The sequence below is a fragment of the Vibrio sp. Y51_MX_L26 genome (assembly GCF_024181935.1).
Taxonomy (GTDB): Bacteria; Pseudomonadota; Gammaproteobacteria; order Enterobacterales; family Vibrionaceae; genus Vibrio; species Vibrio diabolicus.
In genome coordinates this window covers 528,853-552,232 of the sequence record NZ_JAMZAS010000001.1, presented here as the reverse complement: position 1 = coordinate 552,232, position 23,380 = coordinate 528,853, and the positions used below count along the sequence as shown (strand labels likewise).

Annotated in this window: 24 protein-coding genes and 1 pseudogene; 4 read left to right on the top strand and 21 right to left on the bottom strand. The window is 42.1% G+C overall.

The genetic code is table 11. The annotated features are described in order from the left end of the window. Window positions 1–120 precede the first annotated feature (120 nt). Entirely contained in the window at window positions 121–693 is a 573-nt protein-coding gene (locus tag NL645_RS02305; protein WP_253651418.1) for a GNAT family N-acetyltransferase, read from the bottom strand. Between the two features lie 114 nt (window positions 694–807). Beyond that, window positions 808–1,266, bottom strand: a complete 459-nt coding sequence (locus NL645_RS02300; RefSeq protein WP_253651111.1) for an NUDIX pyrophosphatase — start codon at window positions 1,264–1,266, stop codon at window positions 808–810. 183 nt (window positions 1,267–1,449) lie between these two features. On the opposite strand from NL645_RS02300, the gene NL645_RS02295 reads away from it, so the two are divergent. After that, the gene (locus NL645_RS02295) at window positions 1,450–2,355 is read left to right on the top strand and encodes a DMT family transporter (protein ID WP_253651110.1); all 906 of its coding nucleotides are present in this window, start codon (window positions 1,450–1,452) and stop codon (window positions 2,353–2,355) included. Between the two features lie 82 nt (window positions 2,356–2,437). On the opposite strand, the gene NL645_RS02290 is transcribed toward NL645_RS02295, so the two are convergent. Together NL645_RS02290 and NL645_RS02285 are read right to left on the bottom strand one after the other, a co-directional pair. Continuing rightward, a complete protein-coding gene (locus tag NL645_RS02290; protein ID WP_005395239.1) occupies window positions 2,438–2,752 on the bottom strand; it encodes a multidrug efflux SMR transporter in 315 nt (104 codons plus the stop codon). A 150-nt stretch (window positions 2,753–2,902) separates the two neighbouring features. Further along, window positions 2,903–5,008, bottom strand: a complete 2,106-nt coding sequence (locus tag NL645_RS02285) for a M4 family metallopeptidase (RefSeq protein ID WP_253651109.1) — start codon at window positions 5,006–5,008, stop codon at window positions 2,903–2,905. Between the two features lie 353 nt (window positions 5,009–5,361). Here NL645_RS02285 and NL645_RS02280 point away from each other — a divergent pair, with 353 nt between their 5' ends. Beyond that, window positions 5,362–6,726 carry an endonuclease/exonuclease/phosphatase family protein gene (locus tag NL645_RS02280; protein WP_253651108.1) on the top strand — a complete coding sequence of 455 codons (1,365 nt, stop codon included), beginning with the start codon at window positions 5,362–5,364 and terminating at the stop codon, window positions 6,724–6,726. A gap of 290 nt (window positions 6,727–7,016) precedes the next feature. Here the strand turns inward: NL645_RS02280 and NL645_RS02275 are convergent, their stop codons facing one another. The 4 genes from NL645_RS02275 to NL645_RS02260 all read right to left on the bottom strand — a co-directional run bounded on the left by NL645_RS02275 (window position 7,017) and on the right by NL645_RS02260 (window position 9,857). Further along, window positions 7,017–7,550, bottom strand: coding sequence for a DNA mismatch repair protein (locus NL645_RS02275; RefSeq protein ID WP_182032830.1), 534 nt, complete (start codon window positions 7,548–7,550; stop codon window positions 7,017–7,019). Continuing rightward, window positions 7,544–7,930, bottom strand: coding sequence for an MAPEG family protein (locus NL645_RS02270; RefSeq protein WP_005395243.1), 387 nt, complete (start codon window positions 7,928–7,930; stop codon window positions 7,544–7,546). Before NL645_RS02270 ends, NL645_RS02275 begins: the two co-directional genes overlap by 7 nt. Window positions 7,931–8,127: 197 nt before the next feature. Further along, a complete protein-coding gene (gene rarD, locus NL645_RS02265) occupies window positions 8,128–9,033 on the bottom strand; it encodes an EamA family transporter RarD (RefSeq protein WP_005395245.1) in 906 nt (301 codons plus the stop codon). A gap of 101 nt (window positions 9,034–9,134) precedes the next feature. Beyond that, window positions 9,135–9,857: a sulfite exporter TauE/SafE family protein gene (locus NL645_RS02260; protein WP_253651107.1), complete on the bottom strand. Its 723-nt coding sequence runs from the start codon at window positions 9,855–9,857 to the stop codon at window positions 9,135–9,137. 446 nt (window positions 9,858–10,303) lie between these two features. Between NL645_RS02260 and NL645_RS02255 the strand changes: the two genes are divergently transcribed. Then, window positions 10,304–10,834, top strand: a complete 531-nt coding sequence (locus NL645_RS02255; RefSeq protein ID WP_046876029.1) for a prepilin-type N-terminal cleavage/methylation domain-containing protein — start codon at window positions 10,304–10,306, stop codon at window positions 10,832–10,834. Window positions 10,835–10,882: 48 nt separating this feature from the next. On the opposite strand, the gene NL645_RS02250 is transcribed toward NL645_RS02255, so the two are convergent. Next, a complete protein-coding gene (locus NL645_RS02250) occupies window positions 10,883–11,863 on the bottom strand; it encodes a chemotaxis protein (RefSeq protein ID WP_025998672.1) in 981 nt (326 codons plus the stop codon). A 478-nt stretch (window positions 11,864–12,341) separates the two neighbouring features. Between NL645_RS02250 and NL645_RS02245 the strand changes: the two genes are divergently transcribed. Continuing rightward, the gene (locus tag NL645_RS02245; RefSeq protein ID WP_253651106.1) at window positions 12,342–12,950 is read left to right on the top strand and encodes a response regulator transcription factor; all 609 of its coding nucleotides are present in this window, start codon (window positions 12,342–12,344) and stop codon (window positions 12,948–12,950) included. Here the strand turns inward: NL645_RS02245 and NL645_RS02240 are convergent. The 12 genes and pseudogenes from NL645_RS02240 to NL645_RS02185 form a co-directional block, all read right to left on the bottom strand. Continuing rightward, window positions 12,947–13,834 (bottom strand): LysR family transcriptional regulator, encoded by an 888-nt coding sequence (locus NL645_RS02240; protein WP_253651105.1) that lies wholly within the window; start codon window positions 13,832–13,834, stop codon window positions 12,947–12,949. The genes NL645_RS02245 and NL645_RS02240 overlap by 4 nt on opposite strands. Before the next feature lie 136 nt (window positions 13,835–13,970). Next, window positions 13,971–14,180 (bottom strand): annotated as a pseudogene (locus NL645_RS02235) (diguanylate cyclase); the annotation flags it as partial. Next, window positions 14,177–14,719: a chromosome segregation ATPase gene (locus NL645_RS02230; RefSeq protein WP_203342552.1), complete on the bottom strand. Its 543-nt coding sequence runs from the start codon at window positions 14,717–14,719 to the stop codon at window positions 14,177–14,179. The gene NL645_RS02230 and the pseudogene NL645_RS02235, both read right to left, overlap by 4 nt. A 323-nt stretch (window positions 14,720–15,042) precedes the next feature. After that, a complete protein-coding gene (locus tag NL645_RS02225; protein WP_253651104.1) occupies window positions 15,043–15,606 on the bottom strand; it encodes an OmpA family protein in 564 nt (187 codons plus the stop codon). Between the two features lies 1 nt (window position 15,607). Further along, the gene (locus NL645_RS02220) at window positions 15,608–16,990 is read right to left on the bottom strand and encodes a TadE/TadG family type IV pilus assembly protein (protein WP_226420581.1); all 1,383 of its coding nucleotides are present in this window, start codon (window positions 16,988–16,990) and stop codon (window positions 15,608–15,610) included. A 1-nt stretch (window position 16,991) separates the two neighbouring features. Beyond that, entirely contained in the window at window positions 16,992–17,570 is a 579-nt protein-coding gene (gene tadF / locus NL645_RS02215) for a tight adherence pilus pseudopilin TadF (RefSeq protein WP_124007830.1), read from the bottom strand. Next, the gene (locus tag NL645_RS02210; protein ID WP_253651103.1) at window positions 17,560–18,102 is read right to left on the bottom strand and encodes a TadE family protein; all 543 of its coding nucleotides are present in this window, start codon (window positions 18,100–18,102) and stop codon (window positions 17,560–17,562) included. The genes tadF and NL645_RS02210 overlap by 11 nt, the downstream gene beginning before the upstream one ends. Then, window positions 18,099–19,142 carry a M48 family metallopeptidase gene (locus NL645_RS02205; protein WP_253651102.1) on the bottom strand — a complete coding sequence of 348 codons (1,044 nt, stop codon included), beginning with the start codon at window positions 19,140–19,142 and terminating at the stop codon, window positions 18,099–18,101. Before NL645_RS02205 ends, NL645_RS02210 begins: the two co-directional genes overlap by 4 nt. Next, complete coding sequence (locus NL645_RS02200) at window positions 19,142–20,008, bottom strand: type II secretion system F family protein (RefSeq protein ID WP_046876023.1); 867 nt, start codon at window positions 20,006–20,008, stop codon at window positions 19,142–19,144. Before NL645_RS02200 ends, NL645_RS02205 begins: the two co-directional genes overlap by 1 nt. Further along, window positions 20,008–20,922: a type II secretion system F family protein gene (locus NL645_RS02195; RefSeq protein WP_046876022.1), complete on the bottom strand. Its 915-nt coding sequence runs from the start codon at window positions 20,920–20,922 to the stop codon at window positions 20,008–20,010. The genes NL645_RS02200 and NL645_RS02195 overlap by 1 nt, the downstream gene beginning before the upstream one ends. After that, entirely contained in the window at window positions 20,919–22,184 is a 1,266-nt protein-coding gene (locus tag NL645_RS02190; protein ID WP_005445970.1) for a CpaF family protein, read from the bottom strand. Before NL645_RS02190 ends, NL645_RS02195 begins: the two co-directional genes overlap by 4 nt. Next, complete coding sequence (locus NL645_RS02185) at window positions 22,181–23,380, bottom strand: AAA family ATPase (protein WP_005445972.1); 1,200 nt, start codon at window positions 23,378–23,380, stop codon at window positions 22,181–22,183. The genes NL645_RS02190 and NL645_RS02185 overlap by 4 nt, the downstream gene beginning before the upstream one ends.

Sequence of the window (23,380 nt, the reverse complement as noted above, 5' to 3'; positions counted from 1 at the left end):
TTCTCCTAACCTAGTTTCAACCAATGACGCTCCAAATTAACACGAGCGCAACAATGTTACTATTGTAGCGCTCGCGAAATTAGAGTTCGAACTCTGATTAAAATATCAGTGGGTTTGGAACTAAGTCAGACGCAACTCATAAATGCCGAGCCGTTGAGAGCGGTCAAGCGTCTCGAACTCGTGATCAATGTATTCTTTTAATGTAGCACCAGCACGCTCAGCAATATTGATGCTGGCAATGTTATCTTCCATACAGTGGAATTGGATGAATTGCGCGTGCCCTTTCTGCTTCAAAAAAGGAATCAACACCGCGAGTACTTGGTCGATCACTCGGTGTCCTCGCCCATTGTTGGCAAGCCAATAGCCAATCTCAGTGACGCGTGTGTGCGAATCCACACCTTTTATGCCAATAACACCCGTAAACTGCTCATCAAAATAAATCGCGCACCAGTGGGCATCTAACGCTTTGCTGTTCACGCGCTGAGAGATGTAGTTCACCGCTTCTCTGCGGTTGGTCACAAAGTCCGTCCAAGGCAAATAGCCAGAGAGACTGTTTCGATACGTGTTCACCACTTCCAGTAAAACGGTCGCGTGTTTGGTGGTAAGAGGCTCAATTGAGACCCTTTCTGAAACAGAAAAACTGGCCTGCATGCTATTTCCTTGATACGCCTTTTGGCACATGACCTCATCCATCCACATTATCCCTTTTTCAGTAAACACTACTCATAAATCCTACCGCCTCATTGCGTTGAGAACAAACTTCCATATTCGTTATGTCAAACGTGCTTAAAAGGATGGCTATCTCGTCTAGTCTGTTTGTTCAATTAACGTAAATGGCGTCAACGACTCCACATCCACGTAATGCCTCCACACATGTTCGTAAAGGTGGTGTTGATTTGCAAACGGGGCTAGTCGTTTTGCTTCTTCAAGCGTACACCAACAATACTCTGTGTGTTCTTCGTTAAGTACAACCGATTGGTTAGGTGGACAAAACATTACGAAGCATGGAATAACCATGATGCGGTTATTTTTTGCTTCGTAGAACTGTTCTAGAAAGTCTGCAGTATGTAACTCAACATCGTCAATCTGCGTCTCTTCTTTTAGCTCTCTCAGAATGGTTTGCCATCCTGTTTCACCAGCCTCTACACCACCAGCCACATGGCACCAATACCCGCCTTTAACGCGTTTGAGTAACAGAATTTTATCTACGCCATCAATTCGAGAGATGACAACGCCAGAGACATGCGTCGCTTGTATTGGGATCATGTATGCTCCTTAAATATCTAGATATTTCCTAGATGCGCTCCATGCGCGAAAGAAAGATAAGTTGATTGAGAACCCACAGTCTACCGCTTATTCTTTCTCTCGGCAGAGATGTTTGAATGCCGCCGATCATTTTGTCTGTTGAGTATGCTAAAGTGCGATCTGTCGCAACAAATGAGCAGTAAAATGTCTAATTCACTCAACACTATGGTTCCCATTGGTGTGCGCTTTATGGTGCTTTCCGCTTTCGGGTTCGCGCTAATGTCGGCCACGGTAAAGCATGTCAGTCTTCATGGTATCCCTGTCTTTGAAATCGTTGCAGCAAGAGCACTCGTTTCTTTAGTGATCAGTTATTTAGATGTGAAACGAAAACGAATCTCTGTTTGGGGCAACAACAAAACACTACTTTTAGCGCGTGGCGTGGTGGGCACCTTCGCGCTGATGTGTGTTTACTATTCGGTGACCACGTTACCTTTGGCAGAAGCAACCATCTTCCAATACATTCATCCGGTATTTACGGCGCTGCTCGCTGTCATTTTTTTGAAAGAGCGAATTCAGCCCACAACCTTCATTTGTATTGCGCTATGTTTGCTCGGCGTCTACGTCATGGTTCGGCCAGAAACCGGCGTAGAATCTGCACAAACACTTCCAATGTTCAGTGTGATGATTGCTATTTTAGGTGCTTTTGGTAGCTCTATCGCTTATGTCATTGTAAGAAAGCTCAGCCAAACCGAAGACAGCTCGGTGATCATTTTCTATTTCCCTCTGGTTGCTCTACCCACTTCACTCTTACTGATTGGCGATGATTTTGTTATGCCAGACCTGTATCTGACTTTCATGTTGGTTTTGGTTGGTGTATTCACCCAAGTTGGGCAATTGGGATTAACCAAAGCAATGCAAACTCAGCAAGCGGGCAAAGCGTCTGCTTACTCGTATATTCAGATCGTATTTTCTGTGTTGTTAGGCATCATTTTCTTCGGCGAAATCCCGCTCATCTGGACGTACATCGGTGGTGCACTAATTGTAGCGGGCGCACTCATTAACGCATTTGGTCACCATTTGCGATTGCCATTCGTTAAGCGCAGCGCTTAACCCTTCAGCCCCAAAGCGAGACAACACTAAAACGTAAAAAGCCAGAGTCGACTCTGGCTTTCTTTTTATGTTTAAACTGACGTTAAGCGGATAATTTTAATCCAGCGATACCGGCAACAATAAGCAGTAAACTCAGCAATTTTATCAGCGTCGCGGGCTCGTTAAATATGTAGATACTGACGATTGCCGTTCCAATCGCTCCTATACCTACCCAAACGCCGTAAGCGATACCGAGTGGTAGCGTCCTTAATGCAATTCCAAGTAACCAAAAGCTCAACACCATAAACGTAACGGTAAAGCCAGATGCCGCCAATTTGGTAAAACCTTGTGAGTATTTTAGTCCGACAGCCCATGCCACTTCGCATAAGCCAGCAATGAAGAGAATTCCCCAAGCCATGTCATATTTCCCAACGAGATGGGGTCGTCCCCGAGAAAAGATAGAGCGGTGAGGTCGTCCTCACTTCTTTGTGACTCGCTATTATATACAGAAAATTGAACGTAAAAAAATAAGGCCCTGATATTTCAGGGCCTCTTTACATAAAAATCGCTAGGGCTTAGCGATGATGAATACGGTACCATCCGTCAACGTAAAGCTAACCTCACTGGTTTTCTTTCCGATACCGGATAAACTGCACTCGTTATCGTTATCACACGGCGTATTTGAAATAACATTCCACACGCCATTCATCAAGCCAGAACCAGTAATAATCGCCGTCCATGTTTTACCATTGTTGATTGATTGTGTAGTAACTTCATCAGATGGTGGTGGCGCCTCTTCTCCTACATAACTTGCTTCCACATTCAAGTTACTGTAGCTGCTGTAAGCGTACACACCAATATGCCACGTTCCTTCATTCGGAGAAGTAATACTACATGCTTCATTACTGTTGCCACTGTATGAGCGACAATCGTAGCTGGTTAAACTTGGTTCACTTCCCAGCTTAACGTAAAGATCCGCATCGCCGTTTGCTCCCGAAGTGGTAACAGTAAAATCTGAACTATTGGTAGGCACATCAATCGTAAAACAATGCCACTCTCCAGTAGATGAAGAGTCTATGTTGCTGGAAACACCATTGTTTAGGGCGATAGCCTCACACGTGCTAGATGGTGGCTCGACGACTCCGCCATCAACTGAAACACCGACCTGAGCAAAAGCATCGGCTACATCATTCGCCGCCACGTTTAAGCTTTGGGCGGCCGCCAATACACCCGCAGCTGCAGAGTCAAACGTTTCGCTTGGCGTCCAGTAGTTCTGGTTAGCATACGCAAAAACCTCGAACGCTTGTCGCGTTCCCCAGTTGTACTCAACCGCCAATAGATAAAACGCTTTATTAAACACACCACTTGAATAATGCACATCCATGCCACTCACATACTGAGACGCGTGATCAATTGAACGACCATCAAGGGACGGATTATCCATATAGCGCAACGCCGCATTGGCAGCCTTTCTAATATCGTACCCAACTTTCCAATCGTTAGAACCACGTGAATAGAATTCAGCCGCCTCACCTGCCATATCTGAGAAAGCTTCATTGATTCCGCCTGATTGCTCTGAATAAATCAGATCAGAGTTTTGTTCTGTAAATCCATGGCTAACCTCGTGCGCTGAGACATCTAAACTCACTAAAGGATAGAAATAAGTAGCACCGTCGCCAAAAGTCATGCTCGAACCATTCCAAAAGGCGTTTTCATAGCGTTTGCGGTAATGCACTCGCATTTGAAGCTGAAACGTTAAGGGCGCGGTATTCAGCCAATCTTTGTACATGTCGTATACCACTTTGCCAAAGTAATGCGCATCGTTTAACGGGCTGTACGCTCCATTAATTTCTTTAACACTATTGGTTGGACAAACGAACGTATGCGTATTGCCAGACGTCCTACCATTCAAGTTGATAGTTTTGACCACGCCAGGAATGTCCATCAAACACGTATCACCAGATTGCTGGACTAATAGAGACTCAAAGTCCACACCATAATGATAACGACCAATTTTTTGGTTTCCTCCTGGACCATTCGCTTCTACGTGCGCTAACCCCTCATATTGCAGCAAAATGTTTCCTGTTTTAGCATCAACAAGAAAGGTGGGACGTGTAGGCTTACCTCCATGCTCATTATCAGCAAAAAATTGGACAATATAAGCTAAGTGCGCCACGTCACTTTTATCGACATAAATACGTAAACCTTGGCGCTGATTCTCTATTTGGTATCCGTTTTCACGGTACGACTTTTGCATTGAAGACATTACTTGAGAAAGCGACAATTTAGGCACCATATCATTGATATCTCGGGCAATATCCTTTACGAGAGTGCCGTTGATATGCTTGATTTGGCCCTGTTTATCACGATGTACGACAATTTGCTTGCCCCAAATCGGGACGCCTTTAAACATCTGCTGATAACGATTATGCGTACCGCCGTTTTTACCTTTGTTAGTTTTCAGCTTTTGTACACGATTTCCATTTTGTAAACCTAACACACGATCTATATTTTGTGTGGCTGCAAGGTTGCGTTTTTCTAAAGCAACAACAAGACCATGGTTTTGCTCTAGCCGTTCGGACTGAGCGGCGGATAAAGATATTGAAAAAAGAAGTGGTGAAGCAAGCATTGCCTTGACAAATAACCTGCTCTGATAGTTTGATACTGAACCCATCGGTTAGCCCCCCTATTTTGCATCAATAGCAAAGCCAAACTGACCAGTTCTTATTTGTTTGTTTCTCACCCAAAAGTGAAGTCAAACTTATCGTAATCATCCCGCTCATTGATTTTAGCACACACAATCATACAACTTATGTTTTAGTGCCATTTCATCTATTAAAAACGACACCGTTTTTTAACAATTTGCATATAACCTTTTGGTGTTGAAAGTGTTGCGTTTATTGCACAAATCACACAAAAACTAATTGAACATGTAAATATGAAAACGTTTGTGTGATTGATATCGCTTAAAACAATTACTGATGACTTTAATATTCAGCCGAATCAATTATAAGGTATGACGTACCCATGAAAACAATCAAAACCTCTATCGCTCTCCTGGTTGGCGCCGCTCTATTATCTGGATGTAATGACGACACTGAATACGTCAATGTTCAGCCTAAAGAAGTAAAAATAGCGACTTACAACCTCTCTTTTGACCGTGCAACTTTTGAAGCTTTAGTGAGTGAAATGCAAATTGAACCAGCGCAGCAAACTGTATTGGTTACTGCCTATTTAGACGGTTCTATCGCCGCTGAAGACAAAACCACTGCGGAAAAAGTCATTCAAATTCGAAACGTTGCTGCGATTATTCAGAAGAATCGCCCTGACGTTCTTATGATGGCGGAATACAACAACGACGGAACAGGCGAAAACAAAGCTGCCCTTGAAGGCTTCCAGAAGAACTACCTGTCTGTCGCGCAAAGCATCAATGGTGCAGGCGGTGAAGCGAACCTTGAACCTATCGAATATCCATTCGCGGAGTCTTACTCTACCAACACAGGTTTGCTAAGCGAGTTTGACCTCGACAACAATGGAACAGCAGGTCAAATGCCGGGCGATGCATGGGGCTTTGGCATGTACCACGGTCAATATGCCTTTGCCCTAATGTCTAAATACAAGATTGATACGGCAAATACGCGCACGTTCCAAGCGTTTAAATGGAAAGATATGGAAGGTGCGAAGATTCCAACCATTACTATCTGTGACGGCTCACAAAAGATTCCAGATGGCATGAAGTGTGGTGATGAGTGGTACTCTGCAGAAGAATGGGATCAAGTACGCCTATCTTCTAAAAACCACGTAGATGCACCAATTATCATTCCGACTCGCAATGGCGAGGAAGTTGTGCATCTACTGATGTCGCACCCTACTCCACCAGTATTCGATCCAGGTAAAAACAAAGCGCAAAACGCAGCCGAAGTAGAGTTCTGGCATCACTACATTCAAGGTAAAGACTATTTCTACGACGATGCAGGTAAGAAAGGCGGCTTATCGAGCGGGGCTAAATTCGTAATGATGGGCGATCAAAACCTTGATCCCGTGGCCGGTGACGGTATTAGCTCTGTAATGCAAGAACTGCATAATGATCCATTGGTTAACCAAACCGTGATGAATGGCGAGCTTTATCCGACAAGCTTTGGGGCAGCCGAACACGCTGTTGACCGCAGCTCCACTCACCCATATCCAAATCGCATCACTTCGACGTTTGGCTTGGGTGTAGATTATGCCTTGCCTTCTGCAAACCTAAATGTGGTGGACTCTGGCGTATACTGGTCAGCTTCTTATGAAGAAGGTCGTAAGCTATTTAACGATGCGCGTATTGGTAAGTATGGTGATGGCAAAGATGTGTCTTCCGACCATCGCATGATCTGGATTAAAGCACAGTTCTAAACTGAGTCATTTAAATAAAAAAAGCCAACCACAAGGATTCGTGATTGGCTGTATATATTTGTGAACAAAGTGGTTCACTAACAACGTCAGTTGGCTAGGTGACCCTCGGCTTAGAAAGGGTCACTCATACTAAAGCATGAGGCGTGCCAACTTTGTAGTGCACAAAACAGGTTGTTATTTAATCACTTTCATTAAAACTTCACCAATAGCCACTGTTTGCTCACGCAATGAATTGCAATTTGCAAATTATTATTGGCATTTCGCAATAAACCCTACCATTAACTTTTGTTCTATGGCTTCCTAGCCAAATCACGTGCGAGGATTAATGCGAGTCCGAATACTTGCAAGAAGAGCCCGATATTCTTGTACCAAGCGATCTTTTCATCTTGCTTTGCCATTAGCTCATTGAGCTCTACATTCTCAATGTAATAGTCATCAATGCGATCTCTATACGAAGCTTGTGCTTGGTTTATCTTTGACATTAGCTGAGGGAGTTTATCTATTTGTATTTCATCCGATTCGTGATGAGTCCAAGAGGATAAATGCCCTTCCACTATCTGCTCTATCTCCGAAGGTATCGCTTCGCTCTGACTTATGTGCAAGTGAAGCAGCAACGCCTCTCTTTTTCTTTCTAGAGTTTCAACGCTATTCCACGCGAGTTGGATGGAATACAAGTTTTCCGCCTTTTGCTCTGCGAGTTGCGAATACTGTTTGCCAAGCCTATCAAGGACCAAGCTAGTAAGAACGATCGCGCCAATATTCAGTACTAACCCAATCAGAACGAGTACCCATGGCGGCGGGATATAGCTACGAAGACTTACCATAACTTATCGTACGGAAGATAAATCATATTCAGCACAACCAGCGAAAGTATCACTAGGAATGTCACCTGCATGCCCCTAACACGCCTTTTTAAGTCCTCTTTCAATATACCTCGAGCATGGATAATTCGACCGATCACGAAAATAATGCCTGTGAGATGTATCCAGGTTGGGTAAGCACTATTGGATTCTAATAGTGCCATTAGAATCAGAGTAATGGGGATATATTCTGTCGCGTTACTCTGTGCACTACGAGCGATTTGGAGAGCCTCTACTCCTCCGTCAGCATAAGCAACCTGATTTAAGCGACGCTGCTTAATCACTTGAACGGCCAACCAAATAATCAGTATTGCAAGAATGCTAGCGTATAGAGCTGTGATCATATGTCGTCCTTTTTGATCCGGTTTTCATTATATAGCGTGTCACTTGGCTATAAATATAGCGGTATCCTAATGATAATGCGTCAATTAACCTCAAATTATGCTTATAAGAAAACGAGTAAGAGAATACTTTATGGAACTAAAAACGCCCTCGAATAGAGGGCGTGAGAGTGAAATCGTGAATATTCAAGAATGGTGCACTATAAAGGGTGATTGGCCAGCTTTTTACGCTTATGCCCTTTGACAATACTTTCAAAGATTGTAAATAACAGCCCCACCCAAATAAAGGCAAAGGTCACTGCTTTAACTTCATCAAACAGTTCACCGAAAAACATGACAGCCAAAACAAACTGCAAGCTTGGTTCAATGTATTGCATTAAACCAACTGTCGATAAGTTTGTTATACGTATCGCGATAGAATAAAAAATCAGTGGTAAAAGCGTGATCGGTGCGCTGCCAAAGTACAAAAGCAATGTTGTGATATCTACACCTGAAGCCAACTCACCCACTGTCCATTGTTTGTAAAACAAATACGCCACGGCAACTGGAGTCAATAGCAGCGCCTCAACAAATAAGGTGGTGCTCCAGTCGTATGTTATCTTCTTCTTGTACAACCCATACAAAGCAAAGAACAACCCCATCGTTAGTGCGATAACAGGTAACTGGCCATAATGAATCACTTGATACATCACGCCAATTGTTGCTAGCACAATTGCGATGAGTTTGCCTTTTGAAAGCTTATCTCCAAGAATAAACACGCCTAGCGCCACTGACACTAACGGTCCAATAAAAAAGCCTAAGCTTGCATCAATGACTCGATGGTGAGTCAAAGCCCAAGTGAACGCACTCCATGAAATACACATCAAACTGCTCGCGACAAACGTATACCACAAAGATTTTTTGTCACACCAGATTTCTTTCCAATTCGGTCCTCGACGGGTTATACCAAGCACAATTAAAAAACCGACAGGAACTGAGCCGATGATTCGCCATGCCAGCAACTCATCCATTGAAGCATTCGGTAAATAACGATAATAAATGGGTAGCAGCCCCCAAATTACAAAGGAGAATGCTGCCATAAAAGTGCCATAACGAGTGTTATTCATAAAACTATCGCTCATCTAAACGAATAAGTCAGCGCAAACAAATCGCGCTATGCATGATAAAAGGAACGCGATATCCCTGTGAATTTAAGATGCTGAGGGCATTATTGGTTCAACGCTTGTACTACTGCTGTAAACCCACTCACAAAACACAACATAAGTGCTCCAAACCGAATTTTTTCTTTTGGTAACGATTGGGTGGTTTTCATCGCGAGCCAATACCCAAGTGCTGCCGCAGGTAATAGCGGAATAGTAATCACCAAATGGTGTAATGTGAAGAAACCAGCGGGAATTTGAACAACGAGCGAAATGATGGAACTGAAAACAAAAAATGCCGATAGGTTACCACGTAACTGATTCGCTTCTTGATGTTGCAACAACAGCGCCATCGGTGGGCCTCCAATCGCCGAACTGGTACCAAACAATCCAGAAAAGAATCCTGCTAATGTCATACGCGCTGGTGTGGGTTCAACCCGAAACGGTAAAACACTCACCACAACCGCGAATAACACCAAAAAACCAATCCAAAGTGTAAGAGCTTGAGTCGAGACAAAAAACAGTAGCAAGCCGCCAGCGACCGATCCGGGCACACGCCCAATCAATGCCATTTTTAAACCGCCGATTTCAACACTACTGCGGTGCTTCATCGCATTCATCAACGAAATAAATAACGCGACTAAACAGATTGGTGCAGGCACATACTCCGGCGCCCAAAGAATCAGTAAAGGTGCGGCAACAATTGCCAAGCCAAAGCCTATTGCGGTTTGTACATAAGAGCCAAGAAATATTAGCCCTATCGCAAGCAAGTTTATCGAATCGAGTTCCATTTAGATTATTCTTATATTTGAAAGCCAAACACGAAAGCAAAGCACATTCGCACGATGAATGCGTCGAGTGTGTTGTGATATGAATCTCGCGTAGCATTCATCAAAGTGAACAAAAAGACAATCCATTTGTGCGGTTTGCCGTCACTTCTTTTCGTCTTTCATTCAGCCGATGTACGCGTATGCTTATATCTAGGCGAATTCATGCTCGACTGTTCATGCAGCATTTCTTCCACGGAATTAATGACTGCTCAAAAACGGCCGCATTAGATCTTTGAACCCTCCTCCCGCTTTATATAGGCGTAATCGATTCTCACTACGTCGGTATAACACTTTATGACTCATCGCTTTATACTATTGATCATTTTGTCATTACCGTACTTATTTACACAACAACAAGTGTACGGTCAGTGTTACTTTTTCTACCTTTAACTTGCTGTGAAAATAATATGAGAAAACAAACTGGATTTACTCTAATAGAGTTAGTCGTAGTTATTGTCGTGCTTGGCATTCTTGCTGTCACTGCCGCACCACGCTTTTTAAACCTTCAAAGTGATGCGCGTGAAGCGCGTTTAGAAGGCATGAAGGGCGCGATTGCATCAGCGCTCGGTGTCGGTTATGGGAAAATGGCGATTGCAGGGTTGGAAAGCAAATCTTACGTTTCAAACTTCGTAGACAGTGCTTTAATGGCCGATTTACCATTTGACGGTTGTAATATTGGTGGTTCAAAACGCTGTGTTTTCTTATATGGGTATCCTGATTCTGATAGCGAGTCGATGAAATTGCTTGTGCAAGGGCTGAACGAAGAAGGCTCAGATTGGAAAACATTTCATCACCCAGCGGGTTCAACAACACGAGAAATGGTCATTGCAGCAGTAGACGAAAAAAGAGCAAGCCTGACACAATGCGGGATTTTATATGGACCACCGCAGGCTCCAAACGAAAGTTACACCTTAAAAATTCTTCCATGCCCACAATAAGATAAGGCTGCCCATCGGCAGCCTTATTTTTAATCTTATCGGGTTTGTTTACGCAAAGTTAAATACGTATTTATCCATCATATTCACCATACGGCCAATCTCTGGCTTGGTAATCGTATCATTTGCGCCAAGAGACAGTGCTTTCGCTCGGTTATCCTCACTCATCAATGATGAGAACATAATGATCGGCATTTCATGAAACGCTTCAGTATCGCGTAGTCTCTTCACTAAGTGCATACCATCCATTCGAGGCATTTCTACGTCTGTAACCACCGCATCTAACAGCTCTTTAACTGGCAAGTTTTCTTCTTTCGCGACCTCGATTAAGCTCATTAATTTCTCATGAGCCTCACCACCGTCTTTACAAGTGATCACATTGTAACCTGAAGAAGCTAATGTATCTTGAATCAAAGAGCGAATAAATGCTGAGTCATCCACCACCATGATCGTTTTAGCATTACGCTTACCCACCATTCTCTGGTTTAGATCTACCGACTTATCCCCTTTCACATCGTATTTTTCCATACTCAGCTCTGGGTTAATATCCGCGATGATTTTTTCAAAGTCGAGAATCATGATCAGGTTGCCTTCTTTGCGGACAACTGCCACTACACAATCTTGTTCGCCCGCTTCCAAAAACTGACTTGGTGATTCCACATCATTCCAAGAGATACGATGAATACGTGAAATACTATCAATCAGAAAGCCATTGGTCATTTTGTTGAAATCAGTAACGATAACAAACTTACGCTCTAGGTCCTGCCGTGTTGGTACACCTAACCAACCAGCTAAATCAACTAAAGGCGTCAATACATCTCTGGACGAAAACACCCCGATCATGTGAGGTTGTGCGTTTGGATAATCGGTTGTCTCTGGTACGCGAATCACTTCTCGTACTTTCGCAACGTTGATGCCGTAATAACAAGTTTTTGTGCTGCCATCCGGCAATGTTTTTTCTAAATGAAACTCGATGATTTCAAGCTCATTGGTACCACTTTCTGTCAAAATGGTGCTGGTTACGTTACTCATAAAGCCAATTATCCAACCAAAATACGCATCAGAAAAAGTTTGATGCAAACGCCATGAGAAGCCATTCTCAGGCTAAAAATCCAAGCATCCTTTTTAGTCGTTACAACAAAGTTTGTAAACCACCAAAAGGACGGCCAACGCACATTTCCATATCAAACTGTGAAAAAATGTCTCATTTTTGAACAGGATAACATGAGTTAACTTAGTGCGACCTTACCTTCCCACTTTTAGCGGCCATTTCGATGAAAAGTTTAGGGTTAATATTGATGTTTTTCGTTGGCCTATCACTATACCCACACATATGAAATCCCTCGTGTATTGGCGTATTCGACAGTATCTTATTCAATTGTGCTCAGTGAATTTCAATTATAGAAAATGTCATTTTCCTTTCCATCAGAAAGGTTTTTCCTACAATCCCTCTTAATACAATCATATTGCGTTGGGCGGTATGACAGTTCGGATAGTAGTGAGGCTCCATTTGAATAATGTTCTTATCATTGATGACCAACCACTTTACAGCGAAGCACTGACTTCTCTTGTTGAGAGCGTAATCAACACAGCCGAAGTCATTCAGTCGAAAGACAGCGCAGAAGTAATGGACTTAGTTCGAAATACAAAAATTGATTTTATTATTCTAGACGTTGTCCTTGGTGATCGAGATGGTATGCGTTTGGCGAAGAATATTTTAGCAACGGGCTATCAAGGTAAATTACTTTTCATTTCTTCACGCGACTATTCCAGCCTTTCTAAAGCGGCTTACGAGATGGGAGCTCATGGTTTCTTGAATAAAAACGAGACAAAAGAAGCTATTGCTGACGCGATTGTGAGTGTCTCACGTGGGTACTCTATGTTTAAGTCTACTCACGCTCCTTCTACTGGTGATGTCACGCTATCCAATCGCGAAGCCATGGTGTTCCACTACTTAGCTCAGGGCTATTCAAATAAACGTATTTCAGAACAACTATCGCTCAGCGCTAAAACCATCAGCACTTACAAAACTCGTATTTTGAAAAAATACCATGCAGATTCATTGATTGAATTACTGCATACGATCCCAAGCGCTGAAAACATTCGATGCGAGCGTTAGTTCTTCATATATTTTGCAATGGCATCGGTTAATATCTGGTGCATAGCGTCGTGACGATGGCTTTGCTTCATCTGAAGTACAACCTTTGGCCAGCCATTGGGGTAATAAGATTCAGGAATACGAATAAAACGGTATCCTTCGATTGGCGCCTGATACTCCAGAAAAACCGTCGCCGCCTTTTTTTGTTTGAGCAGCTTTAGCACACTGCTCACGTTATCTAGCGCTGCAATTCGATTGATCACCATACCGTGATTTTCCATTGCTCGTTTTGCAAGCTGCTCTTTCTCTTTCCAACCGATAATTTCAAGCATAATAAATGGCAGTTTGGCAGCCTCTTCAAGAGTGGTGATCCCAAGCTCTTCCGGAACAACAACCACAGCAGGCGCGTAGCCAATAAATTTCTGATGGATAGATTTTGGCAATTCATCATTGAAGTAATGAAGCTGGGCATCCACTTTGCCTAAAAGGATTTCGTCTACCGTATATTCCGTGATGGTTGCGACAGTAATATGAGCTTTAGGAAACAGCGTCATTAAATCCATCGCCAACAAGTGTCCAAATGAGTACTGAGCCGTTTGGGGTAAACAGACCGTTATATCCTTACTGTATTTTTCTGGTTTGAATTCTGATCGAACTAAGCATGTTTCTAAGTTATCTAATGCATCTGCTATTTTGGGTAACTGACGCATCAGAAAGTTGGTGGGTTCTAAATGATGTGGGTGACGAATGAATAGTTCATCACCAAGCTGGATGCATAAGCGAGCAAGATATTTACTGATCGACGCCTCACTCTTGCCCAAGGCTTTCGCTACGGGTTTAAGCTGACGATGCTTTTCTAGCAGAACCAGTATTTTTAATAGGTTTAGATCAAGGTCTTTGTTCACGATACAGTACCAGTTGGGTCTTATGCTAATCAGCAATCAAAGGAGCATTATGCATTGCTCGACTAATATAAAAGACCAAGGGTACTGCTTGGTCAAATTTATCAAACAGTTATGTCATGGTTATGTATTGTTGTCCTCAAACACGCTGTTTTTTCATTTCATATAACTCTTCATCTGCTCTCACGATCACCTCTTGCAGCGTTTCATCCTCTTCGCGCACAGCAACACCAGTACTAACGCTGATCTCTATATCTAATGTATTTAAACGATTGTGTTTAACAACGCTACGGAGCTTTTTCGCTAACATGGAAGCTTTGCTCATGCTGCATCCGGGCAAAATAATCATATTTGATAGAAATTACTATTTTTACAATCATAGCTTACCCCCATGTAAGTTTGCCTTATATCTAAGTACTTCTCATAGTAGAGGTAAGCCATTATCCTAGTTTCTGTATTAAAAATTAAGACATTTAAAGCATTTATTGAGTCATATAGTTCCTTGCCATCAACGCCAGACTCCTTATAACATTTTTTAATATATATATGCTCTTTGTAAAGCTCATCCGCAACTAGTTTATTTTCCAACCTATCTAATTTGAAATTATATTCCAGTATTTTTGTTGCATACTTTACATAGCGAGAAACAAATTCTTTATCAACCTCGCTTACCGAAAGATAACCGATAGCTTTATCAACGTCATCACGAATACTATTTCTATCTAAGTCTATACCGACTAAAGAATCCGACGTATCCTTAATTATACGTGTGTTATATACATATACCTCCAGTTGTTCACTCATACTTAGATTTTCTACTTTACCATAAGAATAACAAGAGTTTCCTAAAAACAAAATTAGCATTTGTAAAACATAATTAAGCTTCATTTATCAATCCGCAAATATTGTAAACAATTTTCTATATCTAAAAATTAATCTATGTAATATTAAAGTAGAACTTATACTCAACACATTAAATCATCTTCAATTAAAATAAGAAAACTTTGAGCCCCAAAAAAAATAGGGCTCATATTTAATATATCGCTAGTATTTATTGCTCTGCCCACTCTAAGCTTTGTTTATAATTTAGATGTCGTTTAGTATTTCCAACCTATTTCTACGCCATCTAAAAATCAGCAAAGACGTTTAAACACCACATAAAATTGAGCACATAAATATTAAAATCACGACAGCAACTAGTGGATTGCACATTACTCTATAGTCAGTACAACTCGACGGTTACAGCCAGATAATTTGTTTTCATTTACCTTACAAATCGGCGCAGACTCACCGAATGCTTTTTCAACAATCCTGTTGCCTAGACCTAACCCTTGTTTCAGGTATGTTGTTGCGGCATTCGCGCGACGAGCAGACAAGCCTTTGTTATAAGCTTGAGAACCGACCTCATCAGTATGCCCTTCAACAAGAACATGAGTACCCTCGTCAACCAGTTCCAAGTATTGTGAAATCGCCTGTTTGTGAGTATCTGTTAAACGGTATTTATCAGTATCATAGTTGAGGATCAACGACATCGAGTTCTTATCAAAGGTGCAGCTGTCGGTCGCATTCGCCCCCTCAACCTTAACTACTCTCTTATCCTGTACAATAGAACGTTCTTCATTTACCGTCACCGCTAACTTACCAACAACCTGAGTGACTTTGGTTTCGGAACTTTTAAGAATTTTGGAGCTCACGTAGTTTTCATCATGATTAATACAATTAGCGAGTGCGACATTTGAGGTAAAAATAATCGCGATTGATAATAATTTTTTCATTTTAATCTTTTAATCGTCCTGTCTCTTCGTTAATCAGATTTAATATATATTTGTAGACATCTTTACCATTTTTTGCGTGATAAATATTTTTCTCGCCAACACAATCACCGAACCCATCGTCTTTTTGTACGTTGTAGTTAACACCTATAACGCCCATAGTGACTTTTGTTTTTTCACCTTCTAACTTCGCGTGTTCACTTTGAAACTTATTTTCTTTGCTAGAAATTCTTTTCTTGAGCTGTTCACAAAGGTTGTGTTCACGCACTAATGACTTCAAGAACTTGTCGTAAACTTGTTGATACTGAATATAACCATAACTGTCTCGATAACTTTTTGTGACTACATCGTATTTGTTTCTATACGTACTATTTCTATGGAGATGGTCAGGGAATCGTACGTCTGTATCTGCACCATCAGAAAGGAAGATAAACACCTGTTCCGGGTTACGATCTTCTTTCTTCACTTTGTCCGCTTCTTTCGCTGCTGCAATCAAGCCTAACCAAGAGTCGGTACCGCCCCCTCTTGCAGGCATTACCTTGTTGGAATTCAATATATTGATAAAGTCCTGATAGTTGTCTGTTATTGGAATATCTCGTGCCTGATTATAATAACTAGAGTGGTACACGTTTTGTTCATCCACAGACTGGTCAAACATATCATCGACAATGCTTTGGAAAGATGCTTCTGTGTGAGAAAACTCACTTGCATAGTCGTAGAATTTTAGTCTGCGATCCTTTTTATCGTATTTCACGTTGTAGGCGTTGTAAGTCAACAAGGCAACGCGACTCTTCTTATTCTCACCGGTTTTGAAGTCCTTCAAATCTTCGACAACCTTGGTGATCGTTTCCTTCACCACCTGCATCTGAGTTTTGTTGTTTTGCCCATACCACAGGTTACTCATCGATTGACTGGTATCCAGTATGAAGTAGATATCCACCGGTTGAGGTAAGTATTTCCGGGTGATCGAGTCGCCAGACACTTTGAATTTTGGCTCTACGCCGATTTCATTATGTGAAATCCATGAATCATGCTCAGAGGTGGCAACCACGGTGAAGTCTGCAAATGGCGATAACTCATTGGCTTTCTGAACACAACCGTCTTTGTACTCACACTTCTTGGTCGATACATTGATCTGAATGTCGCTAATATTGTCGGTAATATATAAGTCAACAATTCTCTGCGCATAGTCTTTGTCTTCTTGATTGTCTTTGCCCGGACTTGCAATCAAGGCAAGACTTGCAACTTCAGCCGCCTCTTCTATTTTTGAGTGCGCAAGCAAACGTTGCGTATAGCCAACAGAAAACGAGAAAGTGATGATTAATATAGGGAGAAACGAAAGAAATATGATCCCAGCAACCCCTTTTTGCTTAGTGAAGCGATTCATATTAAATCCTTGCAAATGAATAGGAACTGGTCACTACTTTGATCGGCTCACCGCTCATAAGACCGATAATGTTAAACGGCGTTTTGTAGCAAAGAGACACGTGATAAAGAGGAAGGCGTCGGTTCTGCGTGGTCAAAGGCAATAGTTTTGTTGCTTTTTCCAACGTAATGTCCTCTAGATCCGGAAAATTACACCCCGCCGTCATGCCCTTTAAGGCGGTGGTTCTAACAAGCTTCTTATCTTTATCAATCAAAGATAGCTCTAAGACTCGCATCCCCAGCTCATTTTCGTCAAAATCTGGTAGTGTGCGTTTCAACATGCCTTTCGCCATATCGAACGAATTGTTCATGTGTGTCTCGCACTGCTTACCTCCTGCGCCGCAAATATCAAGTTCATTGGCAAACAACTGTCGGCGTTCACTAATAACACTGACGATCGAATACACCACCCTATCCAACTGCCCTTTTTTATTAACAGCGATGGTGTAGTTGATATGCATGGCAATAATGGAGCCAAAAAAGAGTAAGACCAATGCAAGCTCAACAATAAAAGCACCGGTTTGCTTTGACTTAGTTACCACAACTGATCTCCTCTCCTAACTTGAACGTGCAGCGCTCGTACTCCTGAACCGCGACCATCTCACGACTAATGTTCATGCTTGGCATAACAAAGTTAAACAGAGGCTGATAGGTGAAGCTCAATTGGTATATGGCAATTGGCATATTGACTGAGTTTTCAGCAGTGTCGCCTTTCTTGATGTTTGGGCATTCACTCAACGCTTTTCCACTGCGATTACAATGGATAAAGTCAGGTAGGTTTTTAAAGTAATAAACCGATGCCGAAACCGTTGAGTGATCAACAACTTTTGACCATAGTGCACCACCACTTGATTCAAGCTTGGTTTTTATTACGTCTTGGTAGTCGACTTTTTCAGTACTGTGAGAGCTGCCTTGCTTTTTACTGCTCATCACTGCTGTGGTTAATGCATGATCCGTGACGCCCATTGAGTACGTTAAAACCGACAAGTCAAACCAAGTAAACAGAACCATTAGTAAAACTGGCAAGCCCATTGCGGTCTCAACCGTCAAACTTCCCTTTTGAAACTTGATCATAGCTCGACGTACCTTTTCTTCGTGTAATCAACAACAAAGGCACCTTTGATATCCATATTTTCAAGAAATTTCTTTGCGTCATTGATATCACTGAACTCACCAATGCAGTAACGCTTCCATAAGCCGTGCGTGTAGGAATACACACTTCCATAATTGCCTTTCAGATAGTTTAAGTAATCCGAAGGAATCACCTTATAGGTTGCCAAAACTTGAATTCGGTAAATTGAAGGTGCTTTAGGGCGTAAGTTTTTTGGATCTAGAACTGAGCGTGCTACGTACTTTGGTTTCAAATCGACTGATTTCGTTTCCATTTCCATATTTTTCTTTTCCTTTACTTTAGCGACCTGCTTTGGTGGAACTGTTTTCGTTACTTTTTTAGGAAGCGGTTTAACGCTCTGCATGAGTTTTTTCAGTTTGACTCGCGCTTCCTGTTCGCTGCTGTCGTGCTTTAACACTTCCAGTGCCACGTCAGGTCGGTGTGAGCGAGTCGAAGCTAATAGTAGATTTGAGCGGACTTTTTCATCGTTCGGATTAGCCGCAAACAAGCTGTAGAGCAGTTCCATCGCAGGTTCCGGACGACCTTGCAACATCATCACGACGGCAATATTGTTATTCGCTTCTCGGTCCGATGCGCCGTTTTTCTTGCTGTCGTTGAAGTTGACGATTGCACCGTTGTAATCTTTCTTACGCGCTAAAATCTTGCCTTTCAAAAGATAATAATTACCCTTCGGACCACCGTTTTCTAAATAGTCATCTAGATAGCGTTCACTTGCGTCATAATTACGTTTTAGATATTCCAACTTAGCTAAGATGTAAATAATCTCTGGATCTTCGAGGTCTTTATTATCGAGGTATAAATTGATCAGTTTTATCTTATAGCTTGGAACTTCAACCAAATTTGCTTTATAAAACTCGATCAGTTGTTCAGTTTGTCCAGCATTAGTTAGTAGTTTTTCTTTGGTTACTAATTCCTGATTGATGGTTGAACAACCACTTAAAAGCAGTAAAACAAAAAGGGAAATAAATTTTTTTACATTCATTATCCTAGCATCCTCATTATCCCTGGCGCTGCGATTAGAACAACAATAGGAACCATGATAAAAGCGATCATTGGTATGGACATTTTTGCCCCCATCTTTCCTATTTTTTCTTCCAAATCGAGCATGTTTATTTCTCGAATATCAGAAGCGAGGGAAGCTAATACCGCACCTACTGATGAGCCGTACTTCAAGCTTTGAGTAAGAGTCATGACAAAACTTTGCGCTTCTGTGGTTGGAACCAGGTCATAGAACTCAGTAAGCGCTCGATCCAAACCAACAATTTTGGCTCGTTCTGACGTTTTTTTAACAACATAAGCCAGGTTTTCATCGACTGTTTTTAGCTCGTTCGACAGATATTCCAAGCTCGCTTCGAGCGTCATCCCGGTATGCACACACACATTCATCAAGTCGAGCAAGAAAGGCAGTCGACTACTGACGTGACGAACGTTCGCATTCCCTTTCGATGAAATGTACATATCTGGCGCAATCAAACACACAAGCATCGAAAGCGAGAATGAAATAAACGCAGATGAAAATTCCATGTCTCCCTGCATGTAAGAATAACCAATAAATACTAAGCAAAATAACAGTGGTATAACCTTCAGCAGGTAATAAGCTTGCGCAATAAAATCACTATGAATCCCTGCTCTAACTAAGTTGTTTTTCGTTTCTTCTTTATTAAAAGACAGGCGCGAAAGTTGTACTGCCAACTTATCCGTAAAAGGCGTCTTTTCTTGGGTTGAGTCAATGATCTTCTTTGTCGAAATATTCGCTTTGGTTTTATCAAACACTTTTAACGAGTAATACGCGACAGATAGTGAAATAAACAACCCTAATGCTAAAAAGATTAATTTTATATCGACCACTACTTCACCCCTCTTAATATCATGTAGATAAAGAAGAATCCGATAGCTTCACTGATCAACACGTAATAGAAAATAGGCTTCCCACCTTCTTCAAACATCACGAAGTTATAATTTTCAGGGCTGGTTACTTTCAAAATCATGATAAAGATTACCGGCAGAGCCGCGATGATTTTTGCTGAAGCACGCGCCTCTGACGTCAGTGCGTTTTTCTTCTTCTCGATTGCCCTTGCTTCAAACATGATTCGGTTGATGCGGTTAATGACATCTTTTAGTTGGCCACCTCGACTCAAGTTGATTCGAATCGTCGCCGCAAAGAAAAAGTACTCAACATAAGGGAACGACGCAGCACTGCGCGCCAATACATCATCTGGGTCTTCACCGATAAGAAGGCGCTCTGACATCTTCTTGAACTCTTCGCCTACTTCATTATCAAGCTGAGTGCCCACGTATTCGAACGCATGGACAATACTTTGACCCGAGGAGAGCGCACCAGAAAGAATGTTCAGCGCATCCGGGAAGTTATCCTTGAATCGCTGCGCTTGGATGCCACTAAGTTTGAGAATAAACATCACAAACAATATTGGCTCCAAAGCAAGCAACACTTTCCAATACTCAAACATGAAGAACCAATCGTTAACGAAGTAAACCGCTAATGAAGATCCCGCGAAAAAGCCAATCAATTTGATTCCTGCATTAGGACTCAACAGCTTTTTCAACTGCTTAAATTTATCCTTAATCTTTTTTCGGTAGCTGATATCAAAGCTTTCTGAATCGATAACCGCTCGAGAGCCAGAAACGCCCTCGAACGTATTAGATTGCTCAATGATCGATGTGATTTCTTTCTGTTTTTTCGAATGCCCAATAAACAGAAACAACGCAACTACAACCCATAGCAAAATGACAATCAACATCATGAGAACAGCTCCTGCAGCGCCCCATCCAAGCCAAAGAACTTCGCTCGCTCATAAATTACAGAGCGCTTAGAAAGACCTGGTGTTCGAAATTCGCCTGAGATTTTGCCTTCATCACCCATTCCGTTGTTTTCAAACCGGAAGATATCTTCCATAACAACGTTGTCACCTTCGAGACCAACAATTTCACTGATAAACAAGATCTTACGACTACCATCATGGAGTCGTCGTACTTGGACTATCAGGTCAACCGCACTCACGATGGTTCGACGAATCGCCTCAAGCGGTAGACTGGCTGTCGCCATCATTACCATACTCTCCACACGAGCAATCGCATCACGAGGGGTGTTCGCGTGGAGCGTAGACATTGAGCCATCGTGACCAGTGTTCATTGCTTGAAGCATTTCAAACGCTTCACCACCACGACACTCACCAACAATGATTCTATCTGGTCGCATACGCAGAGCGTTGATTACCAAATCTCGTGCAGTGATTTCACCCGTCCCTTCAACGCTTGCTTGACGAGTTTCCAATCGAACAATGTGTGGTTGTTGCAACTGAAGTTCGGCCGCATCTTCAATGGTAACGATACGTTCACCACTACCAATGAAACCGGACAATGCGTTCAACAAGGTTGTTTTACCTGAACCCGTACCCCCAGAGATAAGGATGTTGCACTTACAATGGCTGGCAATCGAAAGCAGCTTTGCCATTTCAACCGATAGCGCGCCAAACTGAACCAAGTTTTCCAGCTTGATTTTTTGCTCTTTGAACTTACGAATAGAAATGGATGTCCCATCGATTGCAAGAGGCGGAATAACAATGTTTACACGGCTTCCATCTTCCAAACGAGCATCACAAAGCGGTTTCGATTCATCAATTCGACGCCCCACATTTGACGCAATACGCTTAGCAATGGTGTTGAGCTGTTTCTCGTTGACGAACTGAATTGGTGACTTTTCTACCTTACCGTTCAATTCGATAAAGATGTCTGAGGGACCATTGATCATGATGTCCGAGATTTCATCGTTATCAACCAACGCTTGAAGGGGTCCAAGACCTTTCAACTCGTCAAGCAGTGCTTTAACCAGCTCTAAACGCTTTAAGCTACTGATTTGAAGTTGCTTCTTCTCAATAAGAATATTAACGGAGTCTTTTAGTTGGCTCTCAAGCTCTAACGGTTCAACGTCAACTAACGAGGCTGCATCTAAAGCGTCAAAGATTTCGTCCCGGATCTCGATATAAACTTCTTTCAAGTGATTCATTTCTTAAACCACGCGAACTTTTTCTGTACTTTGACTTTTTTACCCGTCAACGAATTCACAATATTGGCAATGGCAGGTGCAAACTTAAGCTTTGCCGTATTTTGAATGCCTTGTTGAATAATGAGCTTCTCTAGATTGGCTTCATAAGCAAAATCAATCGCGTCTTTGGCTTTGATTTTCTCTTTCGCCCCTTGAAGCGGCATCATGTAGTCCTTCTGAGATCGCGTCATCGAGAAAATCACTCGATGCTCAGACTTACCCAGCTTCTTCTTGATTGAGTGGTACGCTCTTAATGAGGCCACAGAAGGTTCACAAACAATAAAAATACGGTTGTATCGGTCACTGATGTCTTCTGCTGTCAACTCATCAATCGCACTGAGCGGCATGGAATCAATGATAAAGTTGTATTGATCAACCAGTTCATTAGAGATGCGAAACAACGAATCGACATGATCGCTCAAGCAAGCAACGTTCTTTTCTAATGTGAGGAAGTTGAGCTTATCTTTAACGGGTTTTACATAGCTTCCAGCAATCGCGGCATCCAGTTCAGACTGGTTCAAATCAATGCTGTTTTGCTGCGCTTTTAGCCCTTTTAAGCCTAGAAATATGTCTGAGTTTAGTGCGATGGTGTCATGCTCAACAAGCAAGGTTTTTAAATTAGCTTGTTGACTCAAACTGTGTGAAAGAAAGGCACTGATCGTGGACACGCCCACCCCACCTTTGCTACCAAGCATTAAGACTCGCTTGGCAATGCGAGACTTCTTCTTAACTGTTGGTGAGAATGTCGCAGCACTTGACTCTTTAAGCGCCCCTAACAAACCATCGAGTTCAGGGTCCCAAAGAATGTAGTTGGCACCCAATGACAAGACTTTATCTCGCATCAGTATTGAGTCCATGTTACTCACTACAATAAGAGAAATGCTGACGTCTAATCTTGAAGAGATCTCCGCAACTTCTGAAATCAACTCGCCACATGCTCTTAAGTCAAGAATGACATGTTTTATTTCAGCGTTAGTTTTATGCCAACTTTCGTCATCAATATCGTCGACTTTTAAAGGTGAAGCGAAACCTTCGATTGCGTAGAGCTCGTCGATTGCTTGAAGAAAAGCCAAATCATCTGAAACAACCAGATCAATGGTGTTGTTCTTCTTATCTTTGCTTGATGAAGTCGTTTTGAATAGGTTATCTAAATCCAT